This is a genomic window from Thermomonas sp. (assembly GCF_019104945.1).
Classification (GTDB): domain Bacteria; phylum Pseudomonadota; class Gammaproteobacteria; order Xanthomonadales; family Xanthomonadaceae; genus Thermomonas.
This window is the reverse complement of sequence record NZ_JAHRWW010000024.1, coordinates 39,332-64,898: the sequence shown is the minus strand read 5'-3', so window position 1 is coordinate 64,898 and position 25,567 is coordinate 39,332. Positions and strand designations below refer to the sequence as shown.

Genomic DNA, 25,567 nt, shown 5'->3' with positions numbered 1-25,567 from the left:
CGTCCGACCTGCTCAATCTGTATGAAACCGGCCTTGGCTCAGTACGCGCGCGCGGTGTATTAGTCAAAGAACAGTCGAACATCGTCATCACCGAACTACCGCACCAAGTAAGCCCCAGCAAAATTATCGAGCAGATCGCCACGCAGATGCGGGCGAAAAAACTGCCGTGGCTGGAAGACATCCGCGACGAATCTGACCATGCCAACCCCACCCGCATCGTGCTTATTCCGCGCAGCAATCGGATCGATGTAGAACAGCTGATGGGGCATCTATTTGCCACGACGGATCTGGAAAAAAGCTTCCGGGTCAATATGAACGTGATCGGCTTAGACGGCCGCCCGCAGGTAAAAAACCTGAAGATGCTGCTGTCGGAATGGCTGAGCTTCCGCCAAACCACAGTCACACGCCGCCTCAAGCACCGCCTCGATAAAGTGGAGCGCCGCCTGCACCTGCTCGAAGGTTTGTTGATCGCCTTCCTCAATCTTGATGAAGTGATCCGTATCATCCGCAGCGAAGACGAACCCAAAGACGTGCTGATGGCGCGTTTTAAGCTCAGCGAGGAGCAAACCGATTACATTCTCGACACTAAGCTCAAGCAATTAGCGCGCTTGGAAGAAATGAAAATTCGCAGCGAGCAGGACGACCTTGCCGCCGAGCGCGAGAAACTGTTGGCCATTCTTGATAACAAAGCCAAGCTAAAAAAGCTCATCAAAGATGAACTTCTAGCCGACGCGAAAAAATTTGGCGATGCCCGCCGCAGCCCGCTGGTAACGCGCGAAGCCGCACACGCGCTGGATGAAAGTGAGCTGGTGGCCAGTGAAGCCATGACCGTTGTGCTCAGTGAAAAAGGTTGGGTGCGCGCAGCCAAGGGGCACGACGTGGACGCTGCAGGGCTGTCGTACCGCGAAGGTGACCGCCTGCTTGCGGCGGTGCGTTCGCGCAGCAACCAACAGGTGGCGTTCCTTGACTCTACCGGCCGCAGCTATTCCACGGCTGTGCATACCCTGCCCAGTGCGCGCGGCAACGGCGAGCCGCTTACCGGCCGCTTTGCCCCCGCGGCAGGCGCCAGTTTTGACGCCATCGCCAGCGGCAATAACGACGATAAATTGGTGATCGCTTCCAGCCACGGCTACGGGTTTGTTACGCGCTTTGAAAACCTCACCAGCCGCCAGAAAGCCGGTAAAACGCTGCTTTCACTCTCCGAAGGTGGGCATGTGCTGGCACCGTCGTCCGTGGCCAATCTCGATTCCGACCGTATCGTAGCTGTTACCAGCGCAGGCCATGTACTGGCATTCCCGGTCAGCGAACTACCGGAACTGGATAAGGGCAAAGGCAACAAAATTATCGACATTCCCAAAGCCAAGCGCGGCACCGAGCACGTGGTAGCCATTGCGGTGGTTCCCGAAAGCGGCAAGCTATTGGTGCAATCAGGCGCACGTACTATGACGCTGAGCTTCAAGGACTTAGACACCCACCTAGGCGCCCGCGGATCGCGCGGCGGGCTGCTGCCACGCGGCTGGCAGAAGGTGGACAGCTTGGCGGTGGAATAAGGAACTCAATTATGAATCCAGACTTTTGGCAGCAACGCTGGCAAGAAGGCCGGATCGGCTTTCATCAATCCACACCCACCCCCTTGTTGCAAAAGCACTGGCCATCGTTGCAGCTTCCCAAAGACAGCCAAGTGTTTGTTCCGCTCGCCGGAAAATCACTGGACATGGCTTGGCTCGCAGCGCAGGGGCACCGCGTGCTGGGCGTTGAGCTAACCCAACTCGCGGTGGAGCAATTCTTTGCCGAACATCAACTGCAGCCCGAAATTGAACGCACCCGTTATGGCACTCATTACCGCGCTGGCGGTATTGAGCTGATTTGCGGCGATGCATTCAAGCTGGACGCGTCGCTGCTCGCCGGCTGCGCCGCCGTGTTTGATCGCGCTGCCATCATCGCCCTGCCCCCGGATCTGCGCCAACACTATGTCAGCACGACCTACGCCCAACTACCTTCGCAGTGCAAAGGGTTGATGATCACCTTGGAATATCCGCAAGAAGATCGCGATGGCCCGCCCTTTTCGGTGCAAGAAGCCGAAGTACGGAATTTGTTCGAACAAAACTGGAACGTTCAATTATTAGAGCGCAGGCCCATTCCCTCCGATCACCCAGGTTATGTGAATGGGGCTTCAAAACTTGACACAGCTGTCTATACATTGCACAAAATTTGACGCGCCCTTCACTGGATTGATTAAGATCAATTCACACTGACGCGCTTATGTCTAAGCTGAGAGCATGGCTAATCAGCACATTACCTTTGACGCCGAGCTGCTCCGTCGTTACGACCGCCCCGGCCCGCGCTACACCTCCTACCCAACCGCGCCGCAGTTCAGTGCCGACTTTGGGGAGGCCCAACTGCGCGAAGCGGTACAGGCCAGTAACGAGGAGCCTATCCCTCGTCGGCTCTCGCTCTATGTGCATGTACCGTTTTGCTTTAGCCCCTGCTTTTACTGCGGCTGCAACCGCATCATCACCCGCGACAAAGCACGCGGCGACGCTTACTTAGCGCGTCTGCACCGCGAAGTGGCGCTGATGGCGCCGCTGTTTGATCGCGACCGCGAAGTGATCCAGCTGCATTTCGGTGGCGGCACGCCCAACTTTCTTACCCCCGGCCAGCTCACTGACTTTGTCGATGCGCTGCGTGCCCAGTTCCGCTTTGCCAGCAGCCGCGACCGCGATATTTCAATTGAAATCGATCCGCGCTTTTGCGACCCAAACTGGATGCCCGCCCTCGCCGACGCCGGTTTCACCCGCGCCAGTCTTGGCGTGCAAGACTTCGACCCGAAGGTGCAAGAAGCCGTCAACCGCATTCAATCCGTTGAGGAGACGCAGGCGATTGTCGAAGCCAGCCGCAAGGCGGGGCTGCGTTCGGTCAATATCGACCTGATCTACGGCCTGCCGGGGCAAAATCTGGAAGGGTTCGGCAAAACCCTCGATATCGTCACCGGCATCCGCCCCGACCGCCTCGCTGTGTACAGCTATGCGCATATGCCGCACCTGTTCAAGGCGCAGAAGCAGATCAAAGACGAACTGCTACTAACTGGTGAAGAAAAGCTCGCCCTGCTGCAATTGGCGGTAGAAAAGCTCACCGCCGCTGGTTACATCTACGTGGGCATGGATCACTTCGCCCTACCCGATGACGACCTCGCCCAAGCGCAAGCGCGCGGAGGGCTGCACCGCAATTTTATGGGCTATACCACCCACGCCAACAGCGATTTGATCGGCCTCGGCGTGTCGGCAATCAGCCATATCGGCAACACGTTCAGCCAAAATCCACGCGATCTTCCAGCATGGGAAGTGGCGATTGACACCGGCAAGCTGCCAGTATTTCGCGGCATGAAGCTGGATGAAGACGACGAGTTACGCGCCGATCTCATTCAAGCCCTAATGTGCCAAGGTGAAATTCCGATCACCGCACTAGAGCGCCGTTACGGCATTCGCTTCAACGACTATTTCGCCGACGCTCTGCAGCAGCTACAGCCGCTGGCTGCCGACGACTTAGTGCGAATTTTACCGGGCAAAATTGAAGCCACCTCGCATGGGCGGCTTTTATTGCGTAACATTGCCATGTGCTTCGATCGATATCTCACCCCGCCCGCTGCCGACGCCAAACCGCGCTTTTCTCGCGCGATCTAGCGCGTGCCTCTCTAACCTGCCTGCACCTTATGTTTGGGGGCAGCCATGAGTGATTTACCGTTCCCGCGTTTAAGCCCGCAGGTGCTTGCCGACGACGGCGACGACTTCCAGTTCTGCACGACCTGCGCGTTCTCGCACGCCTGTCTATCGCAAGGTATGGACAAGGGCGCGCTACGTGAGCTGCATGTGTTGGTGGAACACATCGGCCCATTTCACGCCGGTGATTATCTATTCCGCGAAGGCGATCCGTTTGAAGCCATTGCCGCCGTGCGCGCAGGCAGCGTCAAAACGTGCATCACCGATCGTGACGGCCATGAGCATGTGCTGGGGTTCCACTTCCCCGGCGAAGTGATTGGCCTCAATGCCATCGACGGCCACCGCTACCCTTGCGATGCCATTGCGCTCGACACGGTGATGCTGTGCCGCTTCTCTTTCCCCAAAATTTCCGTGCTCGCTGCAAAAGTACCGGGTGTGCAGCGTGAGCTGTTCCGGCTACTGAGCCGCGACATCGGCCGCGCCGCACTGCTGGCCGGCGACTGGAGCGCCGACCAGCGCGTTGCGGCATTCCTTATGGGCATGTCGCGGCGTTTATCTGCGCGTGGATTTTCTGCCACACGCTTCCAGCTGACCATGGCGCGCACCGACATCGCCAACTATCTGCGGCTTGCTCCAGAGACGGTGAGCCGCGTGCTGCGCCGCATGCAAAACGACGGCATCTTGGCGGTAGAACGGCGCGAGGTCGAGCTTATCGACCCCGAGCGTTTGGAAGCCTTGGCCGCACCAATTTTGCGCGAATAAGTTTCACTTTTGCTGCAGCACGAAAAAATTTGCTGCATTTGCATACGTGTCTTCAAACCATTTGATTCAGATCATGGTGCTAAGGTAGGGTATCGAACGACGATGCAGCCGCCTGTTTCAACCGTTTTTTTTCACCGTTTGATTCCACCAGGAGAGACGCAATGTCAATCAATAAACGGCTATGGCTGGGCTTAGGCGCCCTCCTAGCCGCAAGCTTTGCCGTGATGTTGTGGTTGGGGGTTGACCTCATCCGCACCAAGCCCCCCATTCCGGATAAAGTGATTTCCGCCAACGGGGATGTGATCTACACCAAAGACGACATCATGAAGGGCCAGCAGGTCTGGCAAAGCATTGGTGGTCAACAGCTAGGTTCTGTGTGGGGCCACGGCGCATTGATCGCTCCCGACTGGTCGGCCGACTGGCTGCACCGCGAAATTGAAGCCATGCTTGAGCTACAGGCCCGCGCCGATACCGGCCAGTCCTACGCCAGCATGGAAGCCGACGAGAAGGCCAAGACCGAAGCCAGTGTCAAGCCGCAGATTCGGCAAAACACCTATGACCCGGTCAAGAACGAGATCGTAGTTAGCAATCAGCGTGCACGCGCTATCAGTAATGTCGCCGCCCACTACGAAAGCCTATTCTCGAACGATCCAACCACGCACGATCTGCGCGAAGCCTACGCGATGCGCGAAGGCACCATTCCGAACGCAGACCACCGTCGTTCGCTCACCGCCTTCTTCTTCTGGGCTGCGTGGGCTACCGGTACGGATCGCCCTGGTTACACCAACCGCACCTATACCAACAACTGGCCGTATGAGCCGTTGATCGGCAACAAACCGACCTCAGACAACTTCATCTGGTCGATGTTCTCGATCCTGTTCATGATCGGCGGTATCGGCCTGTTGGCATGGCATTACGCCGCGTTCCATGGCAAGGAAGAGCAGCTCACGCCGCCCGCCGAAGATCCGCTGAGCAAGATCGTCATCACCCCGTCGATGCGCGCAACCGCCAAATACTTCTGGGTGGTCGCTGCACTGTTCCTGTTCCAAATTTTGCTCGGCGCCACCACCGCGCACTTCCAGGTGGAAGGCCAAGAAGCTTATGGCCTGAAGATCGCCGAGTTCTTGCCGTACTCGCTAACCCGCAGTTGGCACACCCAGCTTGCCGTGCTGTGGATCGCCACCGCGTGGCTCGCCACCGGCCTGTATATCGGCCCGGCCGTCTCCGGCCATGAGCCGAAGTACCAGCGCGCTGGCGTGAATTTCCTGTTCGTCTGCTTGCTGATCATTGTGGTCGGTTCGTTTGCCGGCCAGTGGTTCGCAGTGATGCAGAAGATGGACCTGAAGTACAACTTCTGGTTCGGCCACCAAGGCTGGGAATATGTGGACATCGGCCGCTTCTGGCAGGCGTTCCTGTTCATTGGTCTGTTGCTGTGGCTGGTGTTGGTGGGCCGCTCTCTGTGGCCAGCGCTGAAGCGCAAGGACGAAATGTCCTCCATCGTGGGGCTGCTGTTCCTGTCCACCATTGCGATTGCTCTGTTCTACGGCGCCGGCCTGATGTGGGGCGAGAAGAGCCATATGTCGGTCGTCGACTACTGGCGCTGGTGGGTAGTACACCTGTGGGTGGAAGGCTTCTTTGAAGTGTTCGCCGTGGCCGTAATGAGCTTCTTGTTTGTGAAGCTTGGCCTGGTGCGCGGCAAGTCGGCCACCGTCAACGTGCTGTTTGCCACCATCGTGTTCATGAGCGGCGGCGTGCTGGGCATGTTCCACCACCTGTACTTCTCCGGTACGACCACCGCTGCCGTGGCGCTGGGTGCCAGCTTCTCGGCGCTGGAAGTGGTGCCGCTGGCACTGATCGGCCTTGAAGCCTTCGAAACCTGGAGCCACAGCCGTTCCACCCCATGGATGGAGCGTTACCGCTGGCCGATTATGTTCTTCTTGGCCTGTAGCTTCTGGAACCTGATCGGTGCCGGTCTGTTTGGCTTCCTCGTCAACACCCCGATCGCGCTGTACTACATGCAGGGCCTGAACCTGACCGCCCTGCACGGCCACACCGCGTTGTTTGGTGTGTACGGCACGCTGGGTATCGGCCTAATGTTGTTCTGTCTGCGCGGCCTACGTCCGCAGGTGGAATGGCCGAACGGCCTACTGCGTGGCAGCTTCTGGTGCCTGAACATCGGTCTTGGCCTGATGGCCATGCTGACCCTGCTCCCGCTGGGTGTGCTGCAGCTCAATGCGGTGCTTGAAAATGGCTACTGGTTTGCCCGTTCGGCTGAGTTCATGAACCGCCCGATCATCGACATGCTGGTGTGGATGCGTATGCCGGGTGACACCGTGTTTGCGGTGGGCGCACTGCTGCTGTGCCTGTTCATCGCCTACAAGTGGCTGAAACCCAAAACTGCGGTGAAGTAACTCTTCCCTGCAAATAGCTGTATCGACGAAGGCGGCCAATGGTCGCCTTCGTTTTTTGGGGGCGCAGCGCAACTCTGACTTGAATCAAGGCGCGTTTACATTGAGCGCGTAATATCAGCGCCTATGAATACGACTCAACATCAAGACGGGGCCGGCCTCTCTCCGGCGCTACTGGCCGCAGCGCCACACCGGCTGCTGTTCTTTGTTGGTGCGGTGAATGTGCTGCTGGCCATGAGCTGGTGGCTGCTGTGGCTCATTGACGTGCGTTGGGGCGTGATTGGCCTGCCCACCGGCACGCCGCCGCACAACACACCGTTTGGTGGCTGGATGCATGCCTTCATCATGCAGTACCAGCTATTCCCGCCGTTTATGTTTGGCTTCCTGCTCACCACCTTTCCGCGCTGGATTGGGCAACCAGATTTAAACCGCTGGCACTACGTCCCAGTCGGCTTGGGCTTGCTGGGCGGGCAGGTGTCGGTGGTAGGCGGCATGCTGTGCGGGCAACCGGCCATGGTGCACATCGGCGTGGTGATGTCGATCGTGGGCTGGGGCTACGGGCTGCTGCATCTGCTGCGCATTCTTCTGGCCGAACGCCGCGCGGGCAAGGGGCCCACATGGCACGCATGGTCATGCTTTGCCGGGCTTAGTTTTGGGTTGATCGGCCTGTTGCTGATGGCTGCATTCCTGCACGGTGCGGGGCCGTGGTCGGTCGTGGTGTCGATCAAGCTGGGCACCTTCGCCGTGCTGCTCCCGATCTACTCCACGGTGGCACACCGCATGTTCCCATTCTTTGCGGGCAACATTATCCCCGGCTACCGCGCGTGGCGGCCAATGCTGATGCTCAGCCTGATGTGGGTGCTGCTGCTGGCGCATTTAGTGCTGGAACTGGCGCACGCCAACCGTTGGCTGTGGCCGGTAGACGCGGCGATGGCGCTGGGCAGCGCCTATGTGCTGTGGCGCTGGTGGCCGCGCGGCAAAGCCCCCGGCATTTTGTGGGTGTTGTTTGCTGGTTTCGCGTGGCTGCCGATTGGCTTTGCGCTGTTTACTATTCAAAGCGCGGTGTACGCATTTGGCGGCGAATTTATCTTGGGCCGCGCCCCGCAGCACGCCATTTATATCGGCTTCTTCGGCAGCCTGCTGGTGGCGATGGTCACCCGCGTGACCCAAGGCCACTCGGGCCGCCCCATGTTGATGCCGGGTGTGGGCTGGTTTGCCTTTGCCCTGCTGCAGCTGGTGGTGATCACGCGCGTCGTAGCGGAAATAGCGCCCGATGGCTATTTCTGGCAGGTTGTGGCGGCGGCAGGCTGGCTGATCGCCTTCCTACCGTGGGTGCTGCGCTCACTGTCTATCTATTTGCATCCGCGCGCCGACGGGCGTCCGGGCTGAGGCTTTCCGCATGTCCCCTTTGATGGAGTTTTACCCGCAGATCAAGTGGGTGCATTACCACTCGGTGCTCTGTAGCGGCCTGATCTTCGCCCTGCGCGGCGGCGCCTCGCTATTGGGTGCGAAATGGCCGCAACACTGGCTGCCCAAATATGGCAGCTACACCATCGACACCATTTTGCTGACCTCGGCCACGATGCTGTTCTCGATGCTGCTACCGCTGGGTATGTTCGCCAACGGCTGGCTCACCGTGAAACTTGCACTGGTTGTGCTGTATGTGGTGCTGGGTGTGTTTGCCATGCGCCCCAAACGCACGCAAAAACAGCGTGCGGTGTTCTATGTTCTTGCCCTCGCCACGTTCGGGTTTATTTACGGCGTGGCGCGGATGCACCATCCGCTGGGCTGGCTGCTATTGCTGCGCTAACCCCCTTTCTCTCTCACATTAAAGACTCCTGTGGACGCCTTGACGCCCTCAAACATGCTGGATGCCTGCTTCCTTGGCCCGTACGGTGAAAACGACGGTTTATTAGAAAAACTTGTGGTGGAATTTTTGCGCGACCACGTGTACTGGCGGCGCAATTTCCACCCAGAAGACCCGCCAGCTATTTCCACAGCGGCAGCGCAGCACTCGGAGTATCAAGCATTCGAAGCCAAGATGCGGCGCGAACTGCACCAACTCTCGGCGGCGCTCAAAAAATCTGTCCCCTTCCATAGCCCACGCTATATCGGGCATATGACCTCGGACTTGCTGCTGCCGGGGATCGCCGCACAGATTTTGACCCTACCTTACAACCCCAATAACGTCACCGAAGACGCCGCACCGGTGACGGTTGAACTAGAGGTCAAAGTAGGCCTGCAGCTGGCCAAAATGCTGGGTTATGTCAGCGACCCGGATCAGCCTAACTGCGCGTTCGGCCACCTTAGCTCGGGTGGTACCGTGGCCAATTATCAAGCCCTGCGCCTAGCACTAGCACTCAAAGCCTTCCCTGTGGCACTGCTAGCTGCGGGTGTGCCGGAGCTTGCGCTACCCGAAGACGACTGGAGCGCATTCAACCTGCATCCCCACGCGGTTACCGCGCTGGTGGAGCAATGGCAGCAGTGGCTAGAAGCCGCCAGCCCCGCCGACCGCAAGCACTGGCAAGCGAAGGTGCGCGAAGCGCGCATCGAGCATCTGGGCCTTACCGCATTCTTTGCCGCGCACCCCACGCTGAAAGTTCCAAAGGTGCTGGTACCCATCACCGCACACTACTCGTGGAGCAAAGGCTGCAAGCTGCTGGGGCTTGGCCGCGCGCAGATGGAACTGCTGCCCGAGTGCGGTATGCGCATTGATACCGCCGCGCTGGAAGCTACGCTAAAGCGCTGCCAAGACGAACACCAGCCCGTGTTGCTTGCGGTGGGCGTAATGGGTACCACCGAGTACGGCACGATCGACCCGATTGATGCGCTTGTGGCCGCACGAGAGCGTTTTTCCGCACAAGGTTTTGGCTTCAGCGTGCACGTCGATGCCGCTTGGGGCGGTTATCTGGCCACGCTCTTCCGCAACGAAGATGGCAGCCTGCGCACACAGGCCGAAGTAGCCTCAGGCTTCAACGCCTTCCCCACCACCGAGGTGTACAACGCCATCGCGGCGATTGGTGAAACCGACTCGGTGACGGTGGACCCGCACAAACTGGGCTACCTGCCCTACGGCGCGGGCGCGTTTATCTGCCGCGATCACCGCGCCATTGGCCTGCTCTCGGAAGAGGCCGATTACGTTTTCCACGGTAGCGCCAAGCAAGACTACATGAGCCGCTACCGTGGGCTGGGGCAGTTCATACCGGAAGGCTCTAAATCTGGCGCTGCGGTAGCCGGCGTTTACGTCACGCATAAAGTCTTGCCGCTGGATCATGCGCATTTTGGCAAGCTGCCCGCGCAAACCATCCACTTCACTGAAATTTTCCACGCGCGCGCACTGCAGTTTGCACACGAGATGCGTGATGTGGTGCATGCGGTGGTGCCGTTTGCTCCCGATAGCAATCTGCTGTGCTTTGCGTTGAATCCTGTCGGCAACCACCGTGTGGCGCAGTCCAACGCGTTTGTCAGCCAACTGCACGATGAACTGCGTAGCGACCCCAGCCAACCGCTACAAAATAAGCAGTTCTTCGGCTCGGCCACCACACTGCGCCCAGACGTATTGGGCGAAACGGAAACGCAGCGCATTCTCAATGCACTCGGCCTAGACCCAGCCACGCTGCATGAAGACGGTGGTGAGAAGCTGATGATTTTGCGCCACACGTTGATGAATCCGTACCTGATCGACCACACCAACGGCATCAGCTATATCGACCTGTATTTCGAACACCTTGCCTCACGCATCCGCAGCCTACTGACGAAATGAAACAAATGCGTATCATGGGAAGGGAATTTACAAATAACCGTTCGCCATGACCGCATCATCAAATCGACTTTGGGTTCATAACGCGCTGGCCTTGCTGGAACAGGAGGCCACGCGCTCGGCTGATACACACCTGTTCCGCTTGGATTTTCCGGGCTTTCCGGGCATCGCGTTTTATTTCAAAGATGAGTCCAGCCACCCCACTGGCAGCCTAAAGCACCGCTTAGCACGTTCGCTGTATTTGTATGCGCTGTGCAATGGCAAGCTCACACCGGGGCAGACCGTGGTGGACGCCTCTTCCGGCAGTACAGCGATTTCAGAAGCATGGTTCGCACGCCTGCTAGGCCTACCGTTTATCGCAGTGATGCCTGCCTGCACCGCGCCGGAGAAAATCCACGCCGTACAAGCACTCGGTGGGCAGTGTGACCTCGTAGAAGACCCTCGCCAAGTCCACGCACGCGCTGCGCAGCACGCTACGAACGGAGCCTGCCACCTCGACCAATTTGGTCTTGCCGAACGCGCTACCGATTGGCGCGGCAATAACAACATCGCCGAATCCATCATCGGTCAGTTACGCCGCGAACCTCAGCCCATCCCCACGTGGATCGTCTGCGGCGCAGGCACCGGCGGCACTTCAGCCACCATCGGCCGCTATCTGCGCTATCGGCGGCTAGAAACCCAGCTCTGCGTGGCCGAGCCCACCGGAAGCAGTTATGTGCACGGTTGGCGCACGCGTGACCGCAGCGCCACGGCCAGCCAGCCTACGCTTATTGAAGGCATCGGCCGCCCCAAAGTGGAACCGGGGTTTTTATTCGATGTCGTGGACGCTGTGAGCGAAGTGGACGACGCGGCTGCAATCGCCGCTACGCTGGTGTTGGAAGATCACCTTGGCACACGCTACGGCGGCTCGTCGGGGGTGAACTTTATCGGCTGCTTGCAGCTGGCCGCACACATGCGCCAAAACGGCCAGCAGGGCAGCATCGTCACCCTGCTCTGTGATCGCGGCAAGCGCTATATGCAGACGCTATTCAACGCCGACTGGCGGCAGGCACACGGCGTGGATATTGCGCCGTGGCAAGAGCACTTAGCCACTACGCTTGTTACCGGCGAGTGGATGCCCGGTTAATCACGCGGGCATCCCCAATTCACAGCGCGGAGATTACTCCGCGTCGTCATCATTCCAAGTGGCGTCGTCAAACAGCTGCGGATAACGTGCCAGTGCCTGCTGCATGGGTGTCAGCTCGGCCCTGGTAAATTTGCCTTTGCGCGCCGCATCGGCACCGGCCATGAATTTTCCAAGCAGCCCATGCAGCGCTGCATCGGCGTCGGGCTTGAGCTTGCAATTCGCCACCATGTTTTTAATCGCGGCATCGATCTGTTCCACCGCGTTATCGCGCTGTGTAGCGTCGAGGTGCCCCATTTCGTAATGATTCAATAGCTCAGTGGCTTCGCGAATATCGCGCATACCTTCACGCAGCGGTGCATCGGTGGCCCAGCGCTGCGCGGGGGCTTTGGTTTCCGCCGCCTGTCTATGCGCCGCGTGATCGGCATGCTGCGCGTGTTGGGCATGCGCAGCGTGGTCTGCGGATTGCGCCAACACTGGCGTGGCCATCAGTGAAGCCGAAAGGATCAACAAGGGGGCAAGCAGATTTGTCGCCATTGCAGTTCTCCAAAACACGTTATGAAATTAATTGTTCCGATTGGTCCGCCAAAAAATGCGCACCAAGGCTTACCGTGCGGCGCTGTGCAGCGCGCAATAATTCTTGCGCCAACTCACCCTGCCAGCCTGCTTCTGCAAACGCGGCGCACTCTTGCAGCCCTTCTGCCAACCCTGCACGGGTTCGCAGCGGGCCCATAAACTGCATCATCAAACCACGCAGCGCCTCTAATTCTACTGCAGACAAGCTCTCGCGATGCCGCTGTGCACTCGTTGTTGCATCGGTTTCAGCCGGGTTAGACAGTTGTTGAAGCTGCGCGCCTAAGCGCCGCCCAAACACCACGCCTTCCAGCAATGAATTGCTGGCCAATCGGTTGGCACCGTGCACGCCATTGCAGGCCACTTCACCCACGGCGTACAGGCCCTCCACCGAGGTGCGGCTATCTGCATCCACCGCCACCCCGCCCATGTGGAAATGCGCCGCAGGTGTGACTGGAATCGGCTGCACGCGCGGGTCAATTCCGTGATCCATGCAGGCTTGAAACACGGTGGGGAATTTATGCAAAAACGCAGCGCCGACGGTATGCGCATCCAGCACCGCGCCGCCTGCTTGATTGGCCTTCCATACCTGCCGCGCCACGATATCGCGTGGTGCGAGGTCGCCTAGCGGGTGCACGCCCTGCATCAGTGAACGCCCCTTGCTATCACGCAGGGTTGCACCCGCGCCGCGCAGTGCTTCGGTAATTAGCGGAAGGCTGTGCAAGCCTGGCAGCGCCAGCGCAGTGGGGTGGAACTGCACAAATTCCACATCGCGCAGCGCCGCGCCTGCGGCCAATGCAATCGCTAGACCGCTGCCATCAGCATCGGGTGGATTACTGGTTTGTGCAAATAATCCGCCAATGCCGCCGGTGGCAAGCACAACGGCGCGCCCTGCAATTTCTTCACGCTGTCCATCGGCATTGATCATGGCGATGCCGCACACGCGGCCATCACGCAGCAGTACGCCATCCACCTCAACACCTGCACGGCGCGTGATATGCGAGGATGCACGCGCTTTAGCCACCAAGGCTTCCATCACCTTCGCGCCCGTGGCATCACCGCCTGCGTGCACGATGCGTGGGCGGTCGTGGCCGCCTTCACGCCCAAACTGCAGGCGGCCATCGGGGTTGCTATCAAACGCCACGCCAATGCTTTGCAGCCAGTGCACCGCATCCGCAGCACTTTGCGTGAGCAGATCCACAACCGCCGGGTCGTTGTGCTGGCTACCCGCCACTACTGTGTCGTGCGCGTGCGCCTGCGGCGTATCGCCTGTATCAAGCGCAGCCGCAATGCCGCCCTGCGCCATCGCGCTGGCAGCACCTTTCGCCCCCGGTGCACGCGTGAGCAGTAACACCGGCGCAGGCGCGGCAGCAAGGGCCGTGGCCAGCCCCGCAATTCCGCCGCCCACGATAATGATGGGCGAAGACGTGCTCACACTTTATCGCCGCGACCAACCGCCAACATGCGATCGAGCGAACGCCGTGCGCCAATCACATCTTGTTCGGAAACATGAATTTGATTGCTCATATTGAGCAAGACTTCATAAATCTTCGGCAGCGTGATCCGCTTCATATGCGGGCACAGGTTGCAGGGCTTGATGAATTCAATTTGCGGAAAATCATTGCGCAGATTATCGGCCATCGAGCACTCGGTAATCATCGCCACACGCTCGGGCTTTTCCTTCGCCAGCCATTTACCCATAGCACTGGTAGAGCCCACGAAGTCGGCTTCCGCCAGCACTTCTGGCGGACACTCGGGGTGCGCCACGATCTTGGCTTTGAACTGCTCGCGGGTATGTTTGGCTTCCATTCCGGTAAAGCGCTCATGCACTTCGCAGCAACCGTCCCACAGCACTAATTCGATATCGGTTTGCTTGGCCACCCACGAGCCAAGGTAACGGTCGGGAATGAAGATCACTTTATTGGTGCCAAATTCTTTCGCCATCGCCTCGGTGACCTGCACCGCATTGGCCGAAGTGCAGCACGAATCCGATTCTGCTTTCACCGCGGCCGAAGTATTGACGTAGGTCACCACCGGCACACCGGGGTGCTTGGCCTTCAGTGCGCGCACATCTTCAGCGGTAATGGACGAGGCCAGCGAGCAGCCTGCTTCCATATCCGGAATCAACACGGTTTTATTCGGTGCCAGCACCTTCACACTTTCCGCCATGAAATGCACGCCGCACATGATGACGATTTCGGCATCGCACTTGGCCGCCATCTGCGCCAGCGCCAGCGAGTCACCGGTGATATCGGCCACGCCATAGAAGATTTCTGGCGACTGATAGTTATGCGCCATAACCACCGCACCGCGCTCTTTCTTGAGCTTGTTGATCGCATCGATCCACGGCAGATGCAGCGGCACTTCCATGCACGGAATCAAACGCTCCAGCGTTTGGCTGAGTTCCGCATATTGGGTTTCAAATTCAGGTTGCCAAGCAGGTGCAAGAGAAGCGTTCATGTGTCTCGACGTTGGTGAACAAAAACAAGTTAAAACAAAAATATGGGGGCGATCATGCGCCCGAGGCTGCGTACTATACCTTGATCCAGATCAGCGCTTGTTCATACCCCTTGGCGCTGCTGCACAAACTGCCGCGCGCGCCAGCTAGGGCCGCACAGAACAGCCAGCGTTACCAGATACGCCAGCACCAGCCCCACGCCCGCCGCGTGTGCGGAAACAAAACCACTTAAGGCCATCAACAAAAGTAATGCTGCAAGCAGGTGTAGCGCCAGCGCAAGGGCCTTATCGCGCTGCGGCACCAAGAGCTGCACACCGGGCAAATGCACGCCGCGCCCGCAGCGCCGCTGTAGCTCGATCCAGCCCAAAAACGCGATGATCTCCAGCTGCATCCCCGTGATCAGCAGCGGAAGCCCAATCATCAGTGCTAAAACACCAACCCATAGTGCCGTGCCCTCCTCCACAAGCAGCACACAGCACGCAGCGGCTAGGCTTGCCTGCCCCGCCATCCAAAAATAGGTGAGCGGCGCTTTGCGCAGACGTGGCGCACGCAGCTGCCGCCATAGCCCACCCACCGCGAAATACAGGCCAATGCCACCCACCATAAAACGTAGCGCGGTATTGAGATAACGACTCTCCAACAAAAACAACGCCGACAGCAACGCGCCATACAACAGCCCCTGCCAGATGCCTTGACCGCGCTGCGAGGCAGGCGCAACGCCTTGAAACATCGGCCCTACCACACGCGACACAGCCGCGAGCAGCCCCAACACCCACCCCAACAGCCCCCAGCTCGCGTGTACATCGGTTAGTGCAACAAGTGACGGGCCGCCGCTAGCCCCGAGCAAACGTAACGTCAGCATTACACCAAGCAGCGCCGTGAAAAGACTGGCCAACACCGCAAAGAGCAGCCCTTGCCGTAAAAACCACTGCCCTGAGTCACACCGCACCCCGGGTATTACCAAAAAACAGAGCAGCAAAAAGGCGGCAAGCAGTAGCCCACCACCCCATATCGGGGGCAGCAGCGCAGGCCAGCGCAGCGCCACCACCAAACAAGCGGCCCCGACATTCAAGAGCGCATACAGGGCCAATGCGCCAACGCGGCCGCCGCGCACCGGCATTCCCGCCGCCACAGGCAAAAATTGCAGCAAGCTCCCCAGCATGGCATTTGCTAAAACGCCAAGCGTCATCATATGCACCAACGCCAAGGTGTTACCGCTCCAGCGCGATACCAACAGCGCAGCGCCATCAACAGCGACCAAAGTACCCGCCAGCACGCCCCACACCGAGGCGCTCAACAAGAACACCCGTGGCGCCCACGCTACCGGGGCTTGCTGCATCGCGAGTTTCGTCACGCTGCAACCTTCACGCGGGCGGGCCTATCAACAACACGCGCGCACTGCCATCGGCGCAGACTTCGGTCTGCCAACGCAAGCCGCGTGCTTGCAGCAATGGGAATAGCGGCTGCGGTACGAATGGCGTCAATACCAACACGCGCTGCCCCGGCTGCAGCGCATCGGCCGCCTGCAATGCGCGTTGCATGGGCTCTGGCGCAGGTAGATGACGCACGTCTAGCGTTTCGCACAACGGTTCGTTTTCGATCTCATTCATCCCAAGATTATCGTTCGTTCTTGTACGCAGTTCGCGCAGAGTGTGAAAACAATCAAGAACCACGGCTCAAATTAGCTGAACATTTGCCAACCTTGGGCCACAATAGGGGCTCGTTCCACCCCTGAAACCTTCGCCCTATTGATGCAAGTCAAGCAGTGCTGTCCTAACCGATTGGTTTCCTACGTATTTTGATCTGAATCAAAGTTTTCACCCACTTAGATCACGATCCTTGCCCCCGCATTCACAATTTAAATTCCAACCTAAAAAGGTACCCCCACGATGAAATCTGCAGTCCGGTACGCCACCCTTGCCCTGGCCGTTATGGCCACGCTTGGTCTGTCCGCCTGCCGCATCGAACAGCCGAACCCGGCGCCGAGCGGAGCTGTCCCTCACGAAGAAACCGGCGGCTCCGCCAAGGGCGACTTCGGCCCACCCGTTGGTGAGCCCATTGAGGCTATTTTGACCTCGCCGCCAAATGTGCCGCCGCCGACCGGCCGCAGCACTCCGGCCAAGGTCATCGTCACGCTCGACGTGATCGAAAAAGACATGGAAATCTCCGAAGGCGTGAGCTACACCTTCTGGACCTTCGGTGGCACCGTACCGGGCAACTTTATCCGCGTGCGTCAGGGCGACACGGTGGAATTCCACCTGCGCAATATGCCCGACAGCAAAATGCCGCATAACATCGACCTGCACAGCGTCACCGGCCCCGGTGGCGGCGCAGCGTCCAGCTTCACCGCGCCTGGCCACGTCAGCCGCTTCACCTTCAAGGCACTGAACGCCGGTATCTTCGTGTACCACTGCGCCACCGCGCCGGTGGGTATGCACATCGCCAACGGCATGTACGGCCTGATCTTGGTTGAGCCGCCGGAAGGCCTGCCGAAGGTGGATAAAGAGTTCTACGTGATGCAGGGCGACTTCTACACCACCGGTAAATACCGTGAAAAAGGCCATCAGGGCTTTGACATGGAAAAGGCCATCGACGAAAACCCCACCTACGTGCTGTTTAACGGCATGGAAGGCTCGATGACCGGCGATAAGGCGCTGAAGGTCAAGACCGGCGAGAAGGTGCGCTTGTACGTCGGCAACGGCGGCCCGAACCTCGTCTCCAGCTTCCACGTGATCGGCGAAATCTTCGATAAGGTTTGGTACGAAGGCGGTACCCGCTTCCAAGAAAACGTGCAGACCACGCTAATCCCGTCGGGCGGCGCAGCGATGATGGACTTCCATATGGAAGTGCCGGGCAGCTACGTGCTGGTGGATCACAGCATCTTCCGCGCGTTCAACAAGGGCGCCCTTGCCATCCTGCAAGCCGAAGGCAAGGAAAACAAAGCGATTTACTCTGGCAAGGAAGTGGATACGGTGTATCTGGGTGACCAGGCCGCTGGTACCGACCGTACCCCTGTGGCCGCTGCTGCTGCCGCTGCCGCCTCGGGCAAGCTGACCAAGGAAGAGCAGATCGCCGCCGGTAAGGTACTGTTCTCCGGCACCTGCTCCACCTGCCACCAGCCGGACGGCAAGGGTATGGAAGGCGTGTTCCCGCCGCTGGCTGGCTCGGACTACATCAAGGCCAATCCGGGCCGCGTGCCGGAAATCATCCTGCACGGCCTCGTAGGCCCGGTGAAGGTGAACGGCAAGGACTACAACTCCAACATGCCGCCGATGAGCCAGCTGACCGACGACGAAGTGGCTAACATCTCCACCTATGTGCTGAATAGCTGGGGCAACCCAGGTGGCCAAGTCTCCAAGGAGCAGGCGGCCAAGGCGCGCGCCACCAAGCCGGCAAACGCCTCGGACGGGCACTAAGCCATGCGCCGCGCCCTGTTTGCTCTGCTCATCGTCCTCCCTGCTGTCGGCCTCACCGCCGGCAGCACGGCAGCGCAATATGCAAGCCTACCGGGCGGCACGTTCAAATCGGTTCTGCGTTTTGAAGACGTCAAAACCGGGGTACGCATCAAGCCATTTGCAATGATGCGCACCCCGGTGACGAACGCGCAGTTCCTTGAATTCGTCAAAAAGAACCCAAAGTGGCAAAAAGGCAAAGCGCCAGGTGTCTTTACCGAATCGCGCTACTTAAACGACTGGGCAGGCCCTGTATCGCTAGGCCCCAAAGCCCTCCCTGACCGCCCCGTTGTGTGGGTGAGCTGGTTTGCCGCCAGCGCCTACTGCGAATCACAGGGCGCACGTCTGCCTACTTGGAATGAGTGGGAATACGCCGCCGCGGCCGATGAAACCCGCCGCGATGCGCGCCAAGACCCCGCGTGGCGGGAACGCATTTTGGCGTGGTATTCCAAATCGTCGAAATCCAACCTGCCACGCGTTGGCCTGCAGCCCGCAAACGCCTATGGCCTGCGCGACTTGCACGGCTTGGTGTGGGAGTGGGCCGAAGACGCCAATGCGTTGATGATGGACAGCGATAACCGCAATCAAGGCGACCCCAATAAAGCCAAATTCTGTGGCGCAGGGGCACTCTCCATGGACGACCGCGAAAACTACGCGGTGATGATGCGCGTGGCGATGCTGTCATCGCTAGAAGCCCACGACGCCACTGCCAATATGGGCTTTCGCTGTGCAAGGAGCACCCCATGAACCGTCTTTTCCGCGGCCTTGCTGCCGCAGCACTCCTTATTTTTGTTGGCTCGGTGAGCGCCGCACAACCGGCCAAACCCCTGCCTTCTGATTCTATCTATCAGCTTCCGCTACCGCTGACCACCAGCCAAGGACAAACCCGCGACTGGCGCAGTCTGCGCGGGAAACCGCAGCTGATTTCCATGTTTTACACCTCCTGCCAATTTGTTTGCCCGCTGATTATCGAAACCGGCAAAGCAGTAGAACGCCAGCTCACGCCCGACCAGCAAAAACGCCTTGGTATTACCTTTATCAGCATGGATCCCGCGCGCGATACGTCCGTCGCGCTGAAGAACATGGCGGACAAGCGCAAACTAGACCCCGCGCGCTGGACGCTTGCGTCACCAAAAGCCAGCGACGTTCGCGCTGCTGCTGGCGTGCTTGGCATCCGTTACCGCCAATTGGCCGATGGCGAGTTCAACCACACCAGCGTCGTTATCTTGGTGGATGCTGAAGGCCGCATCTTGGCGCGCAGCGAAAAAATTGGCAGTAAGCCCGACCCGGCCTTTGTGGCCGAGGTACGCAAAGCCATTGGCGGCTAATTGAAACGACCGATTACGCAGTGTTGCGGCGGCGCGGTTCCGGGCTAAGCCCACCGCCGCCGTTGGCGGCTAAGCACAGCGCTTCAGCATCAATAATACGCACGCGACGCCCGCGCACCTCGATGATACCGTCGTCATGCAGGCGGCTAAAGCCACGGCTTACCGTCTCTAGCACCAGCCCCAAATAGCGCGCGATCTCATCACGGCTCATCGGCAGCTGGAAATCATCCGCCGGGCGGCCAATGCGGCGATAGCGCTCACTTAGACCATGCACAAACATCGCGATGCGCTCACTGGCTTGGCGCCGCGACAATACGTCCAAATGATCGTGATCGCGGTCGGCGCTCTGCCCCAACACGCGCAGCAGCTGGGTTTGCAGGCTGGGGAGCTTGGTAGAAATCGTAGCTAATTGGGAATACGGCAACTCGCACACACGCGCATCAGACAGCGCCACTGCTTCGCAGCGGTGCTGGCCCGTGCCAATGGCGTCCAGCCCGAACAACTCGCCCGGCAAATGAAAGCCCAGTACGGATTCTTCGCCCGCGGCACTGATCATCACCGTCTTGAAGCTGCCCTCACTGGCCACGTATACCGCACGCAGAGGATCACCCACGCGAAACAGGCTTTCACCCTTCACCAGAGGCTTGCGTCGCTGCACGACGGTGTCCAAGCGCCCTAAATCTTCCGCATTCACACCCGTAGGCAAACACAACATTTGCAAGGAGCAATCCGCACAGGTTCGGCGCAACCGTGCAAGATTCAGCGGAATTGGTTCACTCATGCCCTGCACATCCGAAGAAGCCAAGGTTACAATTATCGCCGATACCGCTGAAAATTTCTTGCATCGTGTCGCTACTATAGGGCTCGATAGGCGGCGTCTATTTGATTTTGGTCAAGCTTTTCTTTGAAAAGTCCACCATTATGTGTTCGTTCACCCCCCGGAGACCCGTATGCAAGCCAACATCGGCACATACAACGACAAAGTCGTGCACCAGTTCGCAGTTGCCACCGCGTTCTGGGGCATCGTGGGCATGGCGGTCGGCGTTTTTTGCGCCGCCCAGCTGTATTGGCCCGCCCTTAATTTCGACATCCCTTGGCTGACATACAGCCGCCTGCGCCCACTGCACACCAACGGTGTGATTTTTGCGTTTGGTGGTTCGATCCTGTTTGCCACCTCGCTGTATGTGGTGCAGCGCACCTGCCACGTGCGCCTCATTTCCGACAAGCTGGCCGCCTTCGTGTTTTGGGGCTGGCAGGCCGCCATGGTCGGCGCGGTAATCACCTTGCCAATGGGCATTACCCAAAGTAAGGAGTACGCCGAGCTGGAATGGCCGCTGGATATCTTGATTGCGATCGTTTGGGTCGCCTACGGCTGGCTGTTCTTCCGCACCATTGCCATGCGCAAGGTCAAGCACATCTATGTAGCCAACTGGTTCTACGGCGCCTACATCATTGGCGTGGGCTTGCTGCATATCGTCAACAATATGGTGATCCCAGCCGGGATGTGGAAGTCGTACTCGCTGTATAGCGGTGCGGTCGATGCCATGGCGCAGTGGTGGTATGGGCATAACGCCGTGGCGTTCTTGCTCACCGTCGGCTACCTGTCGATGATGTACTACTTCGTACCGAAGCAAGCGCAGCGCCCGATCTACTCCTACCGCCTATCCATCGTCCACTTCTGGGCGCTGATCTCCATCTACATGTGGGCCGGCCCGCACCACCTGCACTACACCGCGCTGCCGGACTGGGCGCAGTCGGTGGGCATGGTGTTCTCGGTGATCCTGCTGGCGCCCAGCTGGGGCGGCGCGATGAACGGCATCCTCACGCTCTCGGGCGTGTGGCACAAGCTGCGCACCGACCCGATCCTGAAGTTCCTGATCGTGGCGATCAGCTTCTACATGATCGCCACCTTCGAAGGCCCGCTGCTGTCCATCAAGACGGTCAACTCGCTCTCGCACTACACCGACTGGACTGTGGGCCACGTGCACGCCGGCACCCTCGGCTGGGTGGCGATGATCTCGATCGGCTCGCTGTATCACCTGTACCCGCGCCTACTCGGCATGCAGAACATGTATTCCACCAAATGGATCGATGCACACTTCTGGATCCATACCATTGGCGTGGTGTTCTACATCGTATCGATGTGGATCGCGGGCATCACCCAAGGCCTGATGTGGCGCGCCACCAATGCCGACGGCACGCTGACCTACAGCTTTGTGGAAAGTTTGGTGGCCACCTATCCGTACTACTTGGGCCGCTTGGCCGGTGGTTTGCTGATCCTATCCGGTATGGGCCTGATGGCTTGGAATATGTGGCGTACTTGGCAGCAGGGACGCGGCGTCGTTCAGCATCCGGTTCTAGCCCCTGATACCGCCGACGTGGTTGCTTGAGGACGACATCATGGGAATTGCACACGAGAAAGTTGAAAAAAATATCGGCCTGATGGCCGTCTTGGTGGCCATCGCAGTGTCGCTGGGTGGTTTAGCTGAAATCGTTCCGCTGATGTTCCAAGCAGAAGCGATCCAACCGCTCCCGGGAATCAAACCCTACCCGGCATTGCAACTGGCTGGGCGCGACGTTTACATTCGCGAAGGCTGCTACGGCTGCCACTCGCAGATGGTGCGCACACTACGCTTTGAAACCGAGCGTTACGGCCACTATTCGATGGCGGGTGAGTCGGTCTATGACCGCCCGTTCCAGTGGGGCAGCAAGCGCACCGGGCCAGATTTGGCCCGCGTCGGTGGCCGTTATTCGGATGACTGGCACCGCGTTCACTTGAACAACCCGCGTGACGTAGTGCCGGAATCGAACATGCCCGGTTTCCCTTGGCTGTCGAAGAACCTGGTGGATGGCCCAACCATTCAGAAGCATATGAAGGCGCTGCAGCGTATTGGCGACCCCTATACCGACGCGGAAATTCAGGCGGCGTCGGCGGCTGTGAAGGGTAAAACCGAGATGGACGCAGTGGTGGCCTACTTGCAAGACCTTGGTAAACACGCGCCGCGTGGGGAGTAACGGGCATGATCTCAGGCATCGTGACAACCCTATTGCTGCTGATCTTTGTCGCCCTTTGGGCCTGGGCTTGGCAGCCGCGTCTGCGCAGCAGCTTTGATGCGGCCGCGCAATTGGCCGTGGATGATGAAATACCCGCTGGCGAGCAAATCGCCAGCAACGATGGGAGGAACAACGCATGACCACCGTATGGAATTGGTACGTCATCGCACTGATTTTGTTTAATCTGCTTGGCATCACATGGCTACTGTGGTGGACAGCCAAGCGCCGCCCCGGCGACCCCAAGCCGGAAGACACCAGCCACTACTGGGACGGCGATATCACCGAGTTCAACAAGCCGATGCCGCGCTGGTGGATCAACGGCTTCTACATCGCCATCGTGTTTGCCTTCGCCTATCTGTTCTGGTTCGGCGGCTGGGGTACCTACGACGGTTTTGGCAAGTGGAGCTCGAAGGCCGAACACGACAAGGAAGCGGCTCTAGCCACCCAGCAACTGGAAAAAACCTTCGCCCCGTATAAGGGCCAAGCGATCGACGTGCTGGCCGGTAATGCCAAGGCCGTTGCCTTGGGTAAATCGATCTTCGCCAATAACTGCGCCACCTGCCACGGCTCGTCGGCCAAGGGTGCGGTGGGCTATCCAAACCTCACCGATACCATCTGGCACTGGGGCAGCTCGCCCGAACAGATTCTGCACACAGTGAAAGATGGCCGCGAAGGCGTAATGCCGCCGTGGGGCACGGTGTTGGAAGGCATGGGCGGCCCGGACGCGGTCGATTACGTCATTGCGTATGTGCATCAGCTGGGTGAAAAAGACGGCGCAAACCGTACCGATTTCGCTGCGGCGCAGGGCAAGAAGCTGTACGAAGGCGTATGCGTGGCCTGCCACGGCAAGGAAGGCAAGGGTGACCCCAAAGTAGGCGCCCCCGACCTCACCGACAGCTATTGGCTGTATGGCGATAGCCGCGAGGCTCTACACGAGACGATTGCCAAGGGTCGTCACGGTGTCATGCCTGCATGGGGTACAGTATTGGGCGATACCCGTTCGCGTTTGGTGGCTGCGTATGTCTGGTCACTGTCGCATTCAACAAAATCAGGTAACCTAAACGCACAATGACCAACCCAGCCACTCCGGACTTCGACCATCCCCCGCGCCCTATGGCGCAACGGATTGGGGCCATCCTCTGGCCCAGTTTTTTCGCAGCCGGAGTGGCCACTATGGTCTTCTTTGCTTTCGTCGATCCGTTACAATTACGCGATCTGACGTTCCCACATTGGGACATCAGCCGAGGGTTGGGATACACCCTCGGCTTCTTTACTTTCTGGCTGGCGACAGCGTCGTCCAGTCTGTTCACCTGGATCCTGTTGCGGCCTGCCAGCCGCTTCAATGGGCCTAAGATCAAACGGTAACTGCTGTGAGTAAACGCATTGACATCGACCTGCTGGACACCGGCGGCGATTCCGTTTACGTGAGTGAACGTAAAGTTTACCCACGCGATATTTCTGGCCGCTTCGACCGCCTACGCAGGCTGGCCGTCTTCTGGCTATTGGGAATGTATTACATCTTCCCGTGGCTGAGCTGGGATGGGCGTCAGGCTATTCTGTTCGACCTTCCTGCACGTAAGTTCTACGTATTTGGCCTCATCTTCTGGCCGCAAGACTTCAGCCTGCTGGCATTGCTGCTGATCGTACTGGCCATGACCTTATTCTTTGCCACTGCGCTCGCTGGGCGTTTGTGGTGCGGCTACGCTTGCCCGCAAACGGTGTGGACCGAAACCTTCATGTGGATGGAGCGCTGGACCGAAGGCGACCGCGCCAAGCGCATGAAGCTCGATGCAGGCCCGTGGAACCGCGAGAAAGTGCTGCGCAAAGGCAGCAAACATTTCTTATGGCTGGTGTTCGCGCTGTGGACCGGGTTCACCTTCGTCGGTTTCTTCACCCCCATCGTGAGCCTGTTCCAACGCGGTCTTGCTTGGGATTGGAATGGCTGGGAAACCTTCTGGGTGTTCTTCTACGCCCTCGCCACTTGGGGCAATGCAGGCATTCTGCGCGAGCAGGTGTGCAAATACATGTGCCCCTACGCGCGCTTTCAAAGTGCGATGTTCGACCGCGACACTCTGATCATCGCCTATGACCCAATGCGCGGCGAGCCACGCGGCCCACGCAAGAAAGGCGTGCTCAGCGTACTCGAACGCGCACGCGGGCTGCTGGATATTCGCACCGCTTACGACTACGTCTTCCGCGCCAGCAAACACCCCAGTGCTGCGGCCTCGCGGCTACAAGCGGGCGGCACCGTGACGCTGGCGGAAGCCGGTGCCGACGCCGCGCCACTGCCCAAGTTTGAACAAGACGAACTGGGCGACTGCATCGACTGCGGTATGTGCGTGCAAGTGTGCCCGGTGGGGATCGATATTCGTAATGGCTTGCAATACGAATGTATTGCGTGCGGCCTGTGCATCGATGCCTGCGACGATGTGATGGACAAGATGGGCATGCCGCATGGCTTGATCCGTTACACCACCCAGCAAGCGCTGGATGGCCAACCCACCAAGGTGTTGCGCCCACGCATCATTTTCTACGGCGTGCTGCTCACCGCGCTGGTTTCGGCATGGACATGGGGCGTGTTCCATCGAAGCACCCTTATTGCCGACGTGCTGCGCGACCGCAATACCCTATTCCAACAAGTAGGTAACACCGTATCGAACGGTTACACCTTGAAACTGGCCAATAAGACGGAAGTGGACCGTTTTTACAAGGTGCATATCGTTTCTGCCGAAAAACTGCCGTTTACGCTAAAAGACGCACCGCTTGAAGTGCAGGTGCCCGCTGGCAGCGTCATTGCTCAAATCGTCGAAGTGGATATCCCCACCAGCGCAAATGTGAAGGGTCGTCACGACGTCACCTTCGTGGTGGAAGCCAGCGATGGCAGCACCAAGGTGAAGGTCGATACCACCTTCTTCGGCCCGATCTAACGCGTT

Annotated in this window: 24 protein-coding genes; 18 read left to right on the top strand and 6 right to left on the bottom strand. The window is 59.0% G+C overall.

The genetic code is table 11. The annotated features are described in order from the left end of the window. The 9 genes from parC to KUL77_RS06750 all read left to right on the top strand — a co-directional run. Positions 1 to 1,550 (top strand): DNA topoisomerase IV subunit A (gene parC / locus KUL77_RS06790; RefSeq protein WP_297144868.1); only part of this gene is annotated, 1,550 nt, incomplete at its 5' end. Between the two features lie 11 nt (positions 1,551 to 1,561). Continuing rightward, positions 1,562 to 2,215, top strand: a complete 654-nt coding sequence (locus tag KUL77_RS06785; protein ID WP_297144866.1) for a thiopurine S-methyltransferase — start codon at positions 1,562 to 1,564, stop codon at positions 2,213 to 2,215. Positions 2,216 to 2,279: 64 nt separating this feature from the next. After that, positions 2,280 to 3,680 (top strand): oxygen-independent coproporphyrinogen III oxidase, encoded by a 1,401-nt coding sequence (gene hemN, locus KUL77_RS06780; RefSeq protein WP_297144863.1) that lies wholly within the window; start codon positions 2,280 to 2,282, stop codon positions 3,678 to 3,680. A 45-nt stretch (positions 3,681 to 3,725) separates the two neighbouring features. After that, positions 3,726 to 4,478 (top strand): helix-turn-helix domain-containing protein, encoded by a 753-nt coding sequence (locus KUL77_RS06775; protein ID WP_297144861.1) that lies wholly within the window; start codon positions 3,726 to 3,728, stop codon positions 4,476 to 4,478. Between the two features lie 161 nt (positions 4,479 to 4,639). After that, positions 4,640 to 6,889: a nitric-oxide reductase large subunit gene (locus KUL77_RS06770; protein ID WP_297144859.1), complete on the top strand. Its 2,250-nt coding sequence runs from the start codon at positions 4,640 to 4,642 to the stop codon at positions 6,887 to 6,889. A gap of 123 nt (positions 6,890 to 7,012) precedes the next feature. Then, on the top strand, positions 7,013 to 8,275 hold the full coding sequence (locus tag KUL77_RS06765; RefSeq protein WP_297144857.1) for an NnrS family protein: 1,263 nt from the start codon (positions 7,013 to 7,015) through the stop codon (positions 8,273 to 8,275). Positions 8,276 to 8,285: 10 nt separating this feature from the next. Continuing rightward, positions 8,286 to 8,696: a SirB2 family protein gene (locus tag KUL77_RS06760; protein ID WP_343231542.1), complete on the top strand. Its 411-nt coding sequence runs from the start codon at positions 8,286 to 8,288 to the stop codon at positions 8,694 to 8,696. 39 nt (positions 8,697 to 8,735) lie between these two features. Beyond that, positions 8,736 to 10,649, top strand: coding sequence for a pyridoxal-dependent decarboxylase (locus tag KUL77_RS06755; RefSeq protein WP_297144854.1), 1,914 nt, complete (start codon positions 8,736 to 8,738; stop codon positions 10,647 to 10,649). 46 nt (positions 10,650 to 10,695) lie between these two features. Further along, entirely contained in the window at positions 10,696 to 11,772 is a 1,077-nt protein-coding gene (locus KUL77_RS06750; RefSeq protein ID WP_297144850.1) for a PLP-dependent cysteine synthase family protein, read from the top strand. A gap of 33 nt (positions 11,773 to 11,805) precedes the next feature. Here KUL77_RS06750 and KUL77_RS06745 read toward each other — a convergent pair whose 3' ends face one another. The 5 genes from KUL77_RS06745 to KUL77_RS06725 form a co-directional block, all read right to left on the bottom strand. Then, the gene (locus tag KUL77_RS06745; protein WP_297144847.1) at positions 11,806 to 12,306 is read right to left on the bottom strand and encodes a DnrO protein; all 501 of its coding nucleotides are present in this window, start codon (positions 12,304 to 12,306) and stop codon (positions 11,806 to 11,808) included. A gap of 19 nt (positions 12,307 to 12,325) precedes the next feature. After that, positions 12,326 to 13,777: an FAD-dependent oxidoreductase gene (locus KUL77_RS06740; protein WP_297144843.1), complete on the bottom strand. Its 1,452-nt coding sequence runs from the start codon at positions 13,775 to 13,777 to the stop codon at positions 12,326 to 12,328. After that, positions 13,774 to 14,802 carry a quinolinate synthase NadA gene (nadA, locus tag KUL77_RS06735; protein WP_297144840.1) on the bottom strand — a complete coding sequence of 343 codons (1,029 nt, stop codon included), beginning with the start codon at positions 14,800 to 14,802 and terminating at the stop codon, positions 13,774 to 13,776. The genes KUL77_RS06740 and nadA overlap by 4 nt, the downstream gene beginning before the upstream one ends. Before the next feature lie 101 nt (positions 14,803 to 14,903). Beyond that, the gene (locus tag KUL77_RS06730) at positions 14,904 to 16,154 is read right to left on the bottom strand and encodes a hypothetical protein (RefSeq protein ID WP_297144837.1); all 1,251 of its coding nucleotides are present in this window, start codon (positions 16,152 to 16,154) and stop codon (positions 14,904 to 14,906) included. Positions 16,155 to 16,164: 10 nt separating this feature from the next. After that, the gene (locus KUL77_RS06725) at positions 16,165 to 16,410 is read right to left on the bottom strand and encodes a DUF2249 domain-containing protein (protein WP_297144834.1); all 246 of its coding nucleotides are present in this window, start codon (positions 16,408 to 16,410) and stop codon (positions 16,165 to 16,167) included. A gap of 279 nt (positions 16,411 to 16,689) precedes the next feature. Here KUL77_RS06725 and nirK point away from each other — a divergent pair, with 279 nt between their 5' ends. Genes nirK through KUL77_RS06710 form a run of 3 tightly spaced genes read left to right on the top strand, consistent with a single transcriptional unit; the run spans position 16,690 to position 19,580 of the window. Then, on the top strand, positions 16,690 to 18,216 hold the full coding sequence (gene nirK / locus KUL77_RS06720; protein ID WP_297144832.1) for a copper-containing nitrite reductase: 1,527 nt from the start codon (positions 16,690 to 16,692) through the stop codon (positions 18,214 to 18,216). 3 nt (positions 18,217 to 18,219) lie between these two features. Further along, positions 18,220 to 18,999: a formylglycine-generating enzyme family protein gene (locus KUL77_RS06715; RefSeq protein ID WP_297144829.1), complete on the top strand. Its 780-nt coding sequence runs from the start codon at positions 18,220 to 18,222 to the stop codon at positions 18,997 to 18,999. Beyond that, positions 18,996 to 19,580, top strand: coding sequence for an SCO family protein (locus tag KUL77_RS06710; protein ID WP_297144827.1), 585 nt, complete (start codon positions 18,996 to 18,998; stop codon positions 19,578 to 19,580). The genes KUL77_RS06715 and KUL77_RS06710 overlap by 4 nt, the downstream gene beginning before the upstream one ends. Positions 19,581 to 19,593: 13 nt before the next feature. Here KUL77_RS06710 and KUL77_RS06705 read toward each other — a convergent pair whose 3' ends face one another. Next, complete coding sequence (locus KUL77_RS06705; protein WP_297144824.1) at positions 19,594 to 20,274, bottom strand: helix-turn-helix domain-containing protein; 681 nt, start codon at positions 20,272 to 20,274, stop codon at positions 19,594 to 19,596. Between the two features lie 256 nt (positions 20,275 to 20,530). Between KUL77_RS06705 and ccoN the strand changes: the two genes are divergently transcribed. From ccoN to KUL77_RS06675, 6 genes are read left to right on the top strand one after another with little or no spacing between them, the layout of a single operon-like run. Continuing rightward, on the top strand, positions 20,531 to 21,970 hold the full coding sequence (ccoN, locus tag KUL77_RS06700; RefSeq protein ID WP_297144823.1) for a cytochrome-c oxidase, cbb3-type subunit I: 1,440 nt from the start codon (positions 20,531 to 20,533) through the stop codon (positions 21,968 to 21,970). Between the two features lie 10 nt (positions 21,971 to 21,980). After that, positions 21,981 to 22,595: a cytochrome-c oxidase, cbb3-type subunit II gene (gene ccoO, locus KUL77_RS06695; RefSeq protein WP_297144820.1), complete on the top strand. Its 615-nt coding sequence runs from the start codon at positions 21,981 to 21,983 to the stop codon at positions 22,593 to 22,595. A gap of 5 nt (positions 22,596 to 22,600) precedes the next feature. Then, positions 22,601 to 22,774 carry a cbb3-type cytochrome c oxidase subunit 3 gene (locus tag KUL77_RS06690; RefSeq protein ID WP_297144818.1) on the top strand — a complete coding sequence of 58 codons (174 nt, stop codon included), beginning with the start codon at positions 22,601 to 22,603 and terminating at the stop codon, positions 22,772 to 22,774. After that, entirely contained in the window at positions 22,771 to 23,706 is a 936-nt protein-coding gene (gene ccoP / locus KUL77_RS06685; protein ID WP_297144815.1) for a cytochrome-c oxidase, cbb3-type subunit III, read from the top strand. Before KUL77_RS06690 ends, ccoP begins: the two co-directional genes overlap by 4 nt. After that, entirely contained in the window at positions 23,703 to 23,999 is a 297-nt protein-coding gene (locus KUL77_RS06680; protein ID WP_297144812.1) for a hypothetical protein, read from the top strand. The genes ccoP and KUL77_RS06680 overlap by 4 nt, the downstream gene beginning before the upstream one ends. Before the next feature lie 5 nt (positions 24,000 to 24,004). Next, on the top strand, positions 24,005 to 25,561 hold the full coding sequence (locus KUL77_RS06675) for a 4Fe-4S dicluster domain-containing protein (RefSeq protein ID WP_297144809.1): 1,557 nt from the start codon (positions 24,005 to 24,007) through the stop codon (positions 25,559 to 25,561). Positions 25,562 to 25,567: the final 6 nt, after the last annotated feature.

What these genes read in the sequence shown, in the direction of transcription:
- KUL77_RS06785 (WP_297144866.1), top strand. Translation starts at nt 1,562, where the DNA reads ATGAATCCAGACTTTTGGCAGCAACGCTGGCAAGAAGGCCGGATCGGC.
- hemN (WP_297144863.1), top strand. Translation starts at nt 2,280, where the DNA reads ATGGCTAATCAGCACATTACCTTTGACGCCGAGCTGCTCCGTCGTTAC.
- KUL77_RS06775 (WP_297144861.1), top strand. Translation starts at nt 3,726, where the DNA reads ATGAGTGATTTACCGTTCCCGCGTTTAAGCCCGCAGGTGCTTGCCGAC.
- KUL77_RS06770 (WP_297144859.1), top strand. Translation starts at nt 4,640, where the DNA reads ATGTCAATCAATAAACGGCTATGGCTGGGCTTAGGCGCCCTCCTAGCC.
- KUL77_RS06765 (WP_297144857.1), top strand. Translation starts at nt 7,013, where the DNA reads ATGAATACGACTCAACATCAAGACGGGGCCGGCCTCTCTCCGGCGCTA.
- KUL77_RS06760 (WP_343231542.1), top strand. Translation starts at nt 8,286, where the DNA reads ATGTCCCCTTTGATGGAGTTTTACCCGCAGATCAAGTGGGTGCATTAC.
- KUL77_RS06750 (WP_297144850.1), top strand. Translation starts at nt 10,696, where the DNA reads ATGACCGCATCATCAAATCGACTTTGGGTTCATAACGCGCTGGCCTTG.
- KUL77_RS06745 (WP_297144847.1), bottom strand. Translation starts at nt 12,306, where the DNA reads ATGGCGACAAATCTGCTTGCCCCCTTGTTGATCCTTTCGGCTTCACTG.
- nadA (WP_297144840.1), bottom strand. Translation starts at nt 14,802, where the DNA reads ATGAACGCTTCTCTTGCACCTGCTTGGCAACCTGAATTTGAAACCCAA.
- KUL77_RS06725 (WP_297144834.1), bottom strand. Translation starts at nt 16,410, where the DNA reads ATGAATGAGATCGAAAACGAACCGTTGTGCGAAACGCTAGACGTGCGT.
- nirK (WP_297144832.1), top strand. Translation starts at nt 16,690, where the DNA reads ATGAAATCTGCAGTCCGGTACGCCACCCTTGCCCTGGCCGTTATGGCC.
- KUL77_RS06715 (WP_297144829.1), top strand. Translation starts at nt 18,220, where the DNA reads ATGCGCCGCGCCCTGTTTGCTCTGCTCATCGTCCTCCCTGCTGTCGGC.
- KUL77_RS06710 (WP_297144827.1), top strand. Translation starts at nt 18,996, where the DNA reads ATGAACCGTCTTTTCCGCGGCCTTGCTGCCGCAGCACTCCTTATTTTT.
- ccoN (WP_297144823.1), top strand. Translation starts at nt 20,531, where the DNA reads ATGCAAGCCAACATCGGCACATACAACGACAAAGTCGTGCACCAGTTC.
- ccoO (WP_297144820.1), top strand. Translation starts at nt 21,981, where the DNA reads ATGGGAATTGCACACGAGAAAGTTGAAAAAAATATCGGCCTGATGGCC.
- KUL77_RS06690 (WP_297144818.1), top strand. Translation starts at nt 22,601, where the DNA reads ATGATCTCAGGCATCGTGACAACCCTATTGCTGCTGATCTTTGTCGCC.
- ccoP (WP_297144815.1), top strand. Translation starts at nt 22,771, where the DNA reads ATGACCACCGTATGGAATTGGTACGTCATCGCACTGATTTTGTTTAAT.
- KUL77_RS06680 (WP_297144812.1), top strand. Translation starts at nt 23,703, where the DNA reads ATGACCAACCCAGCCACTCCGGACTTCGACCATCCCCCGCGCCCTATG.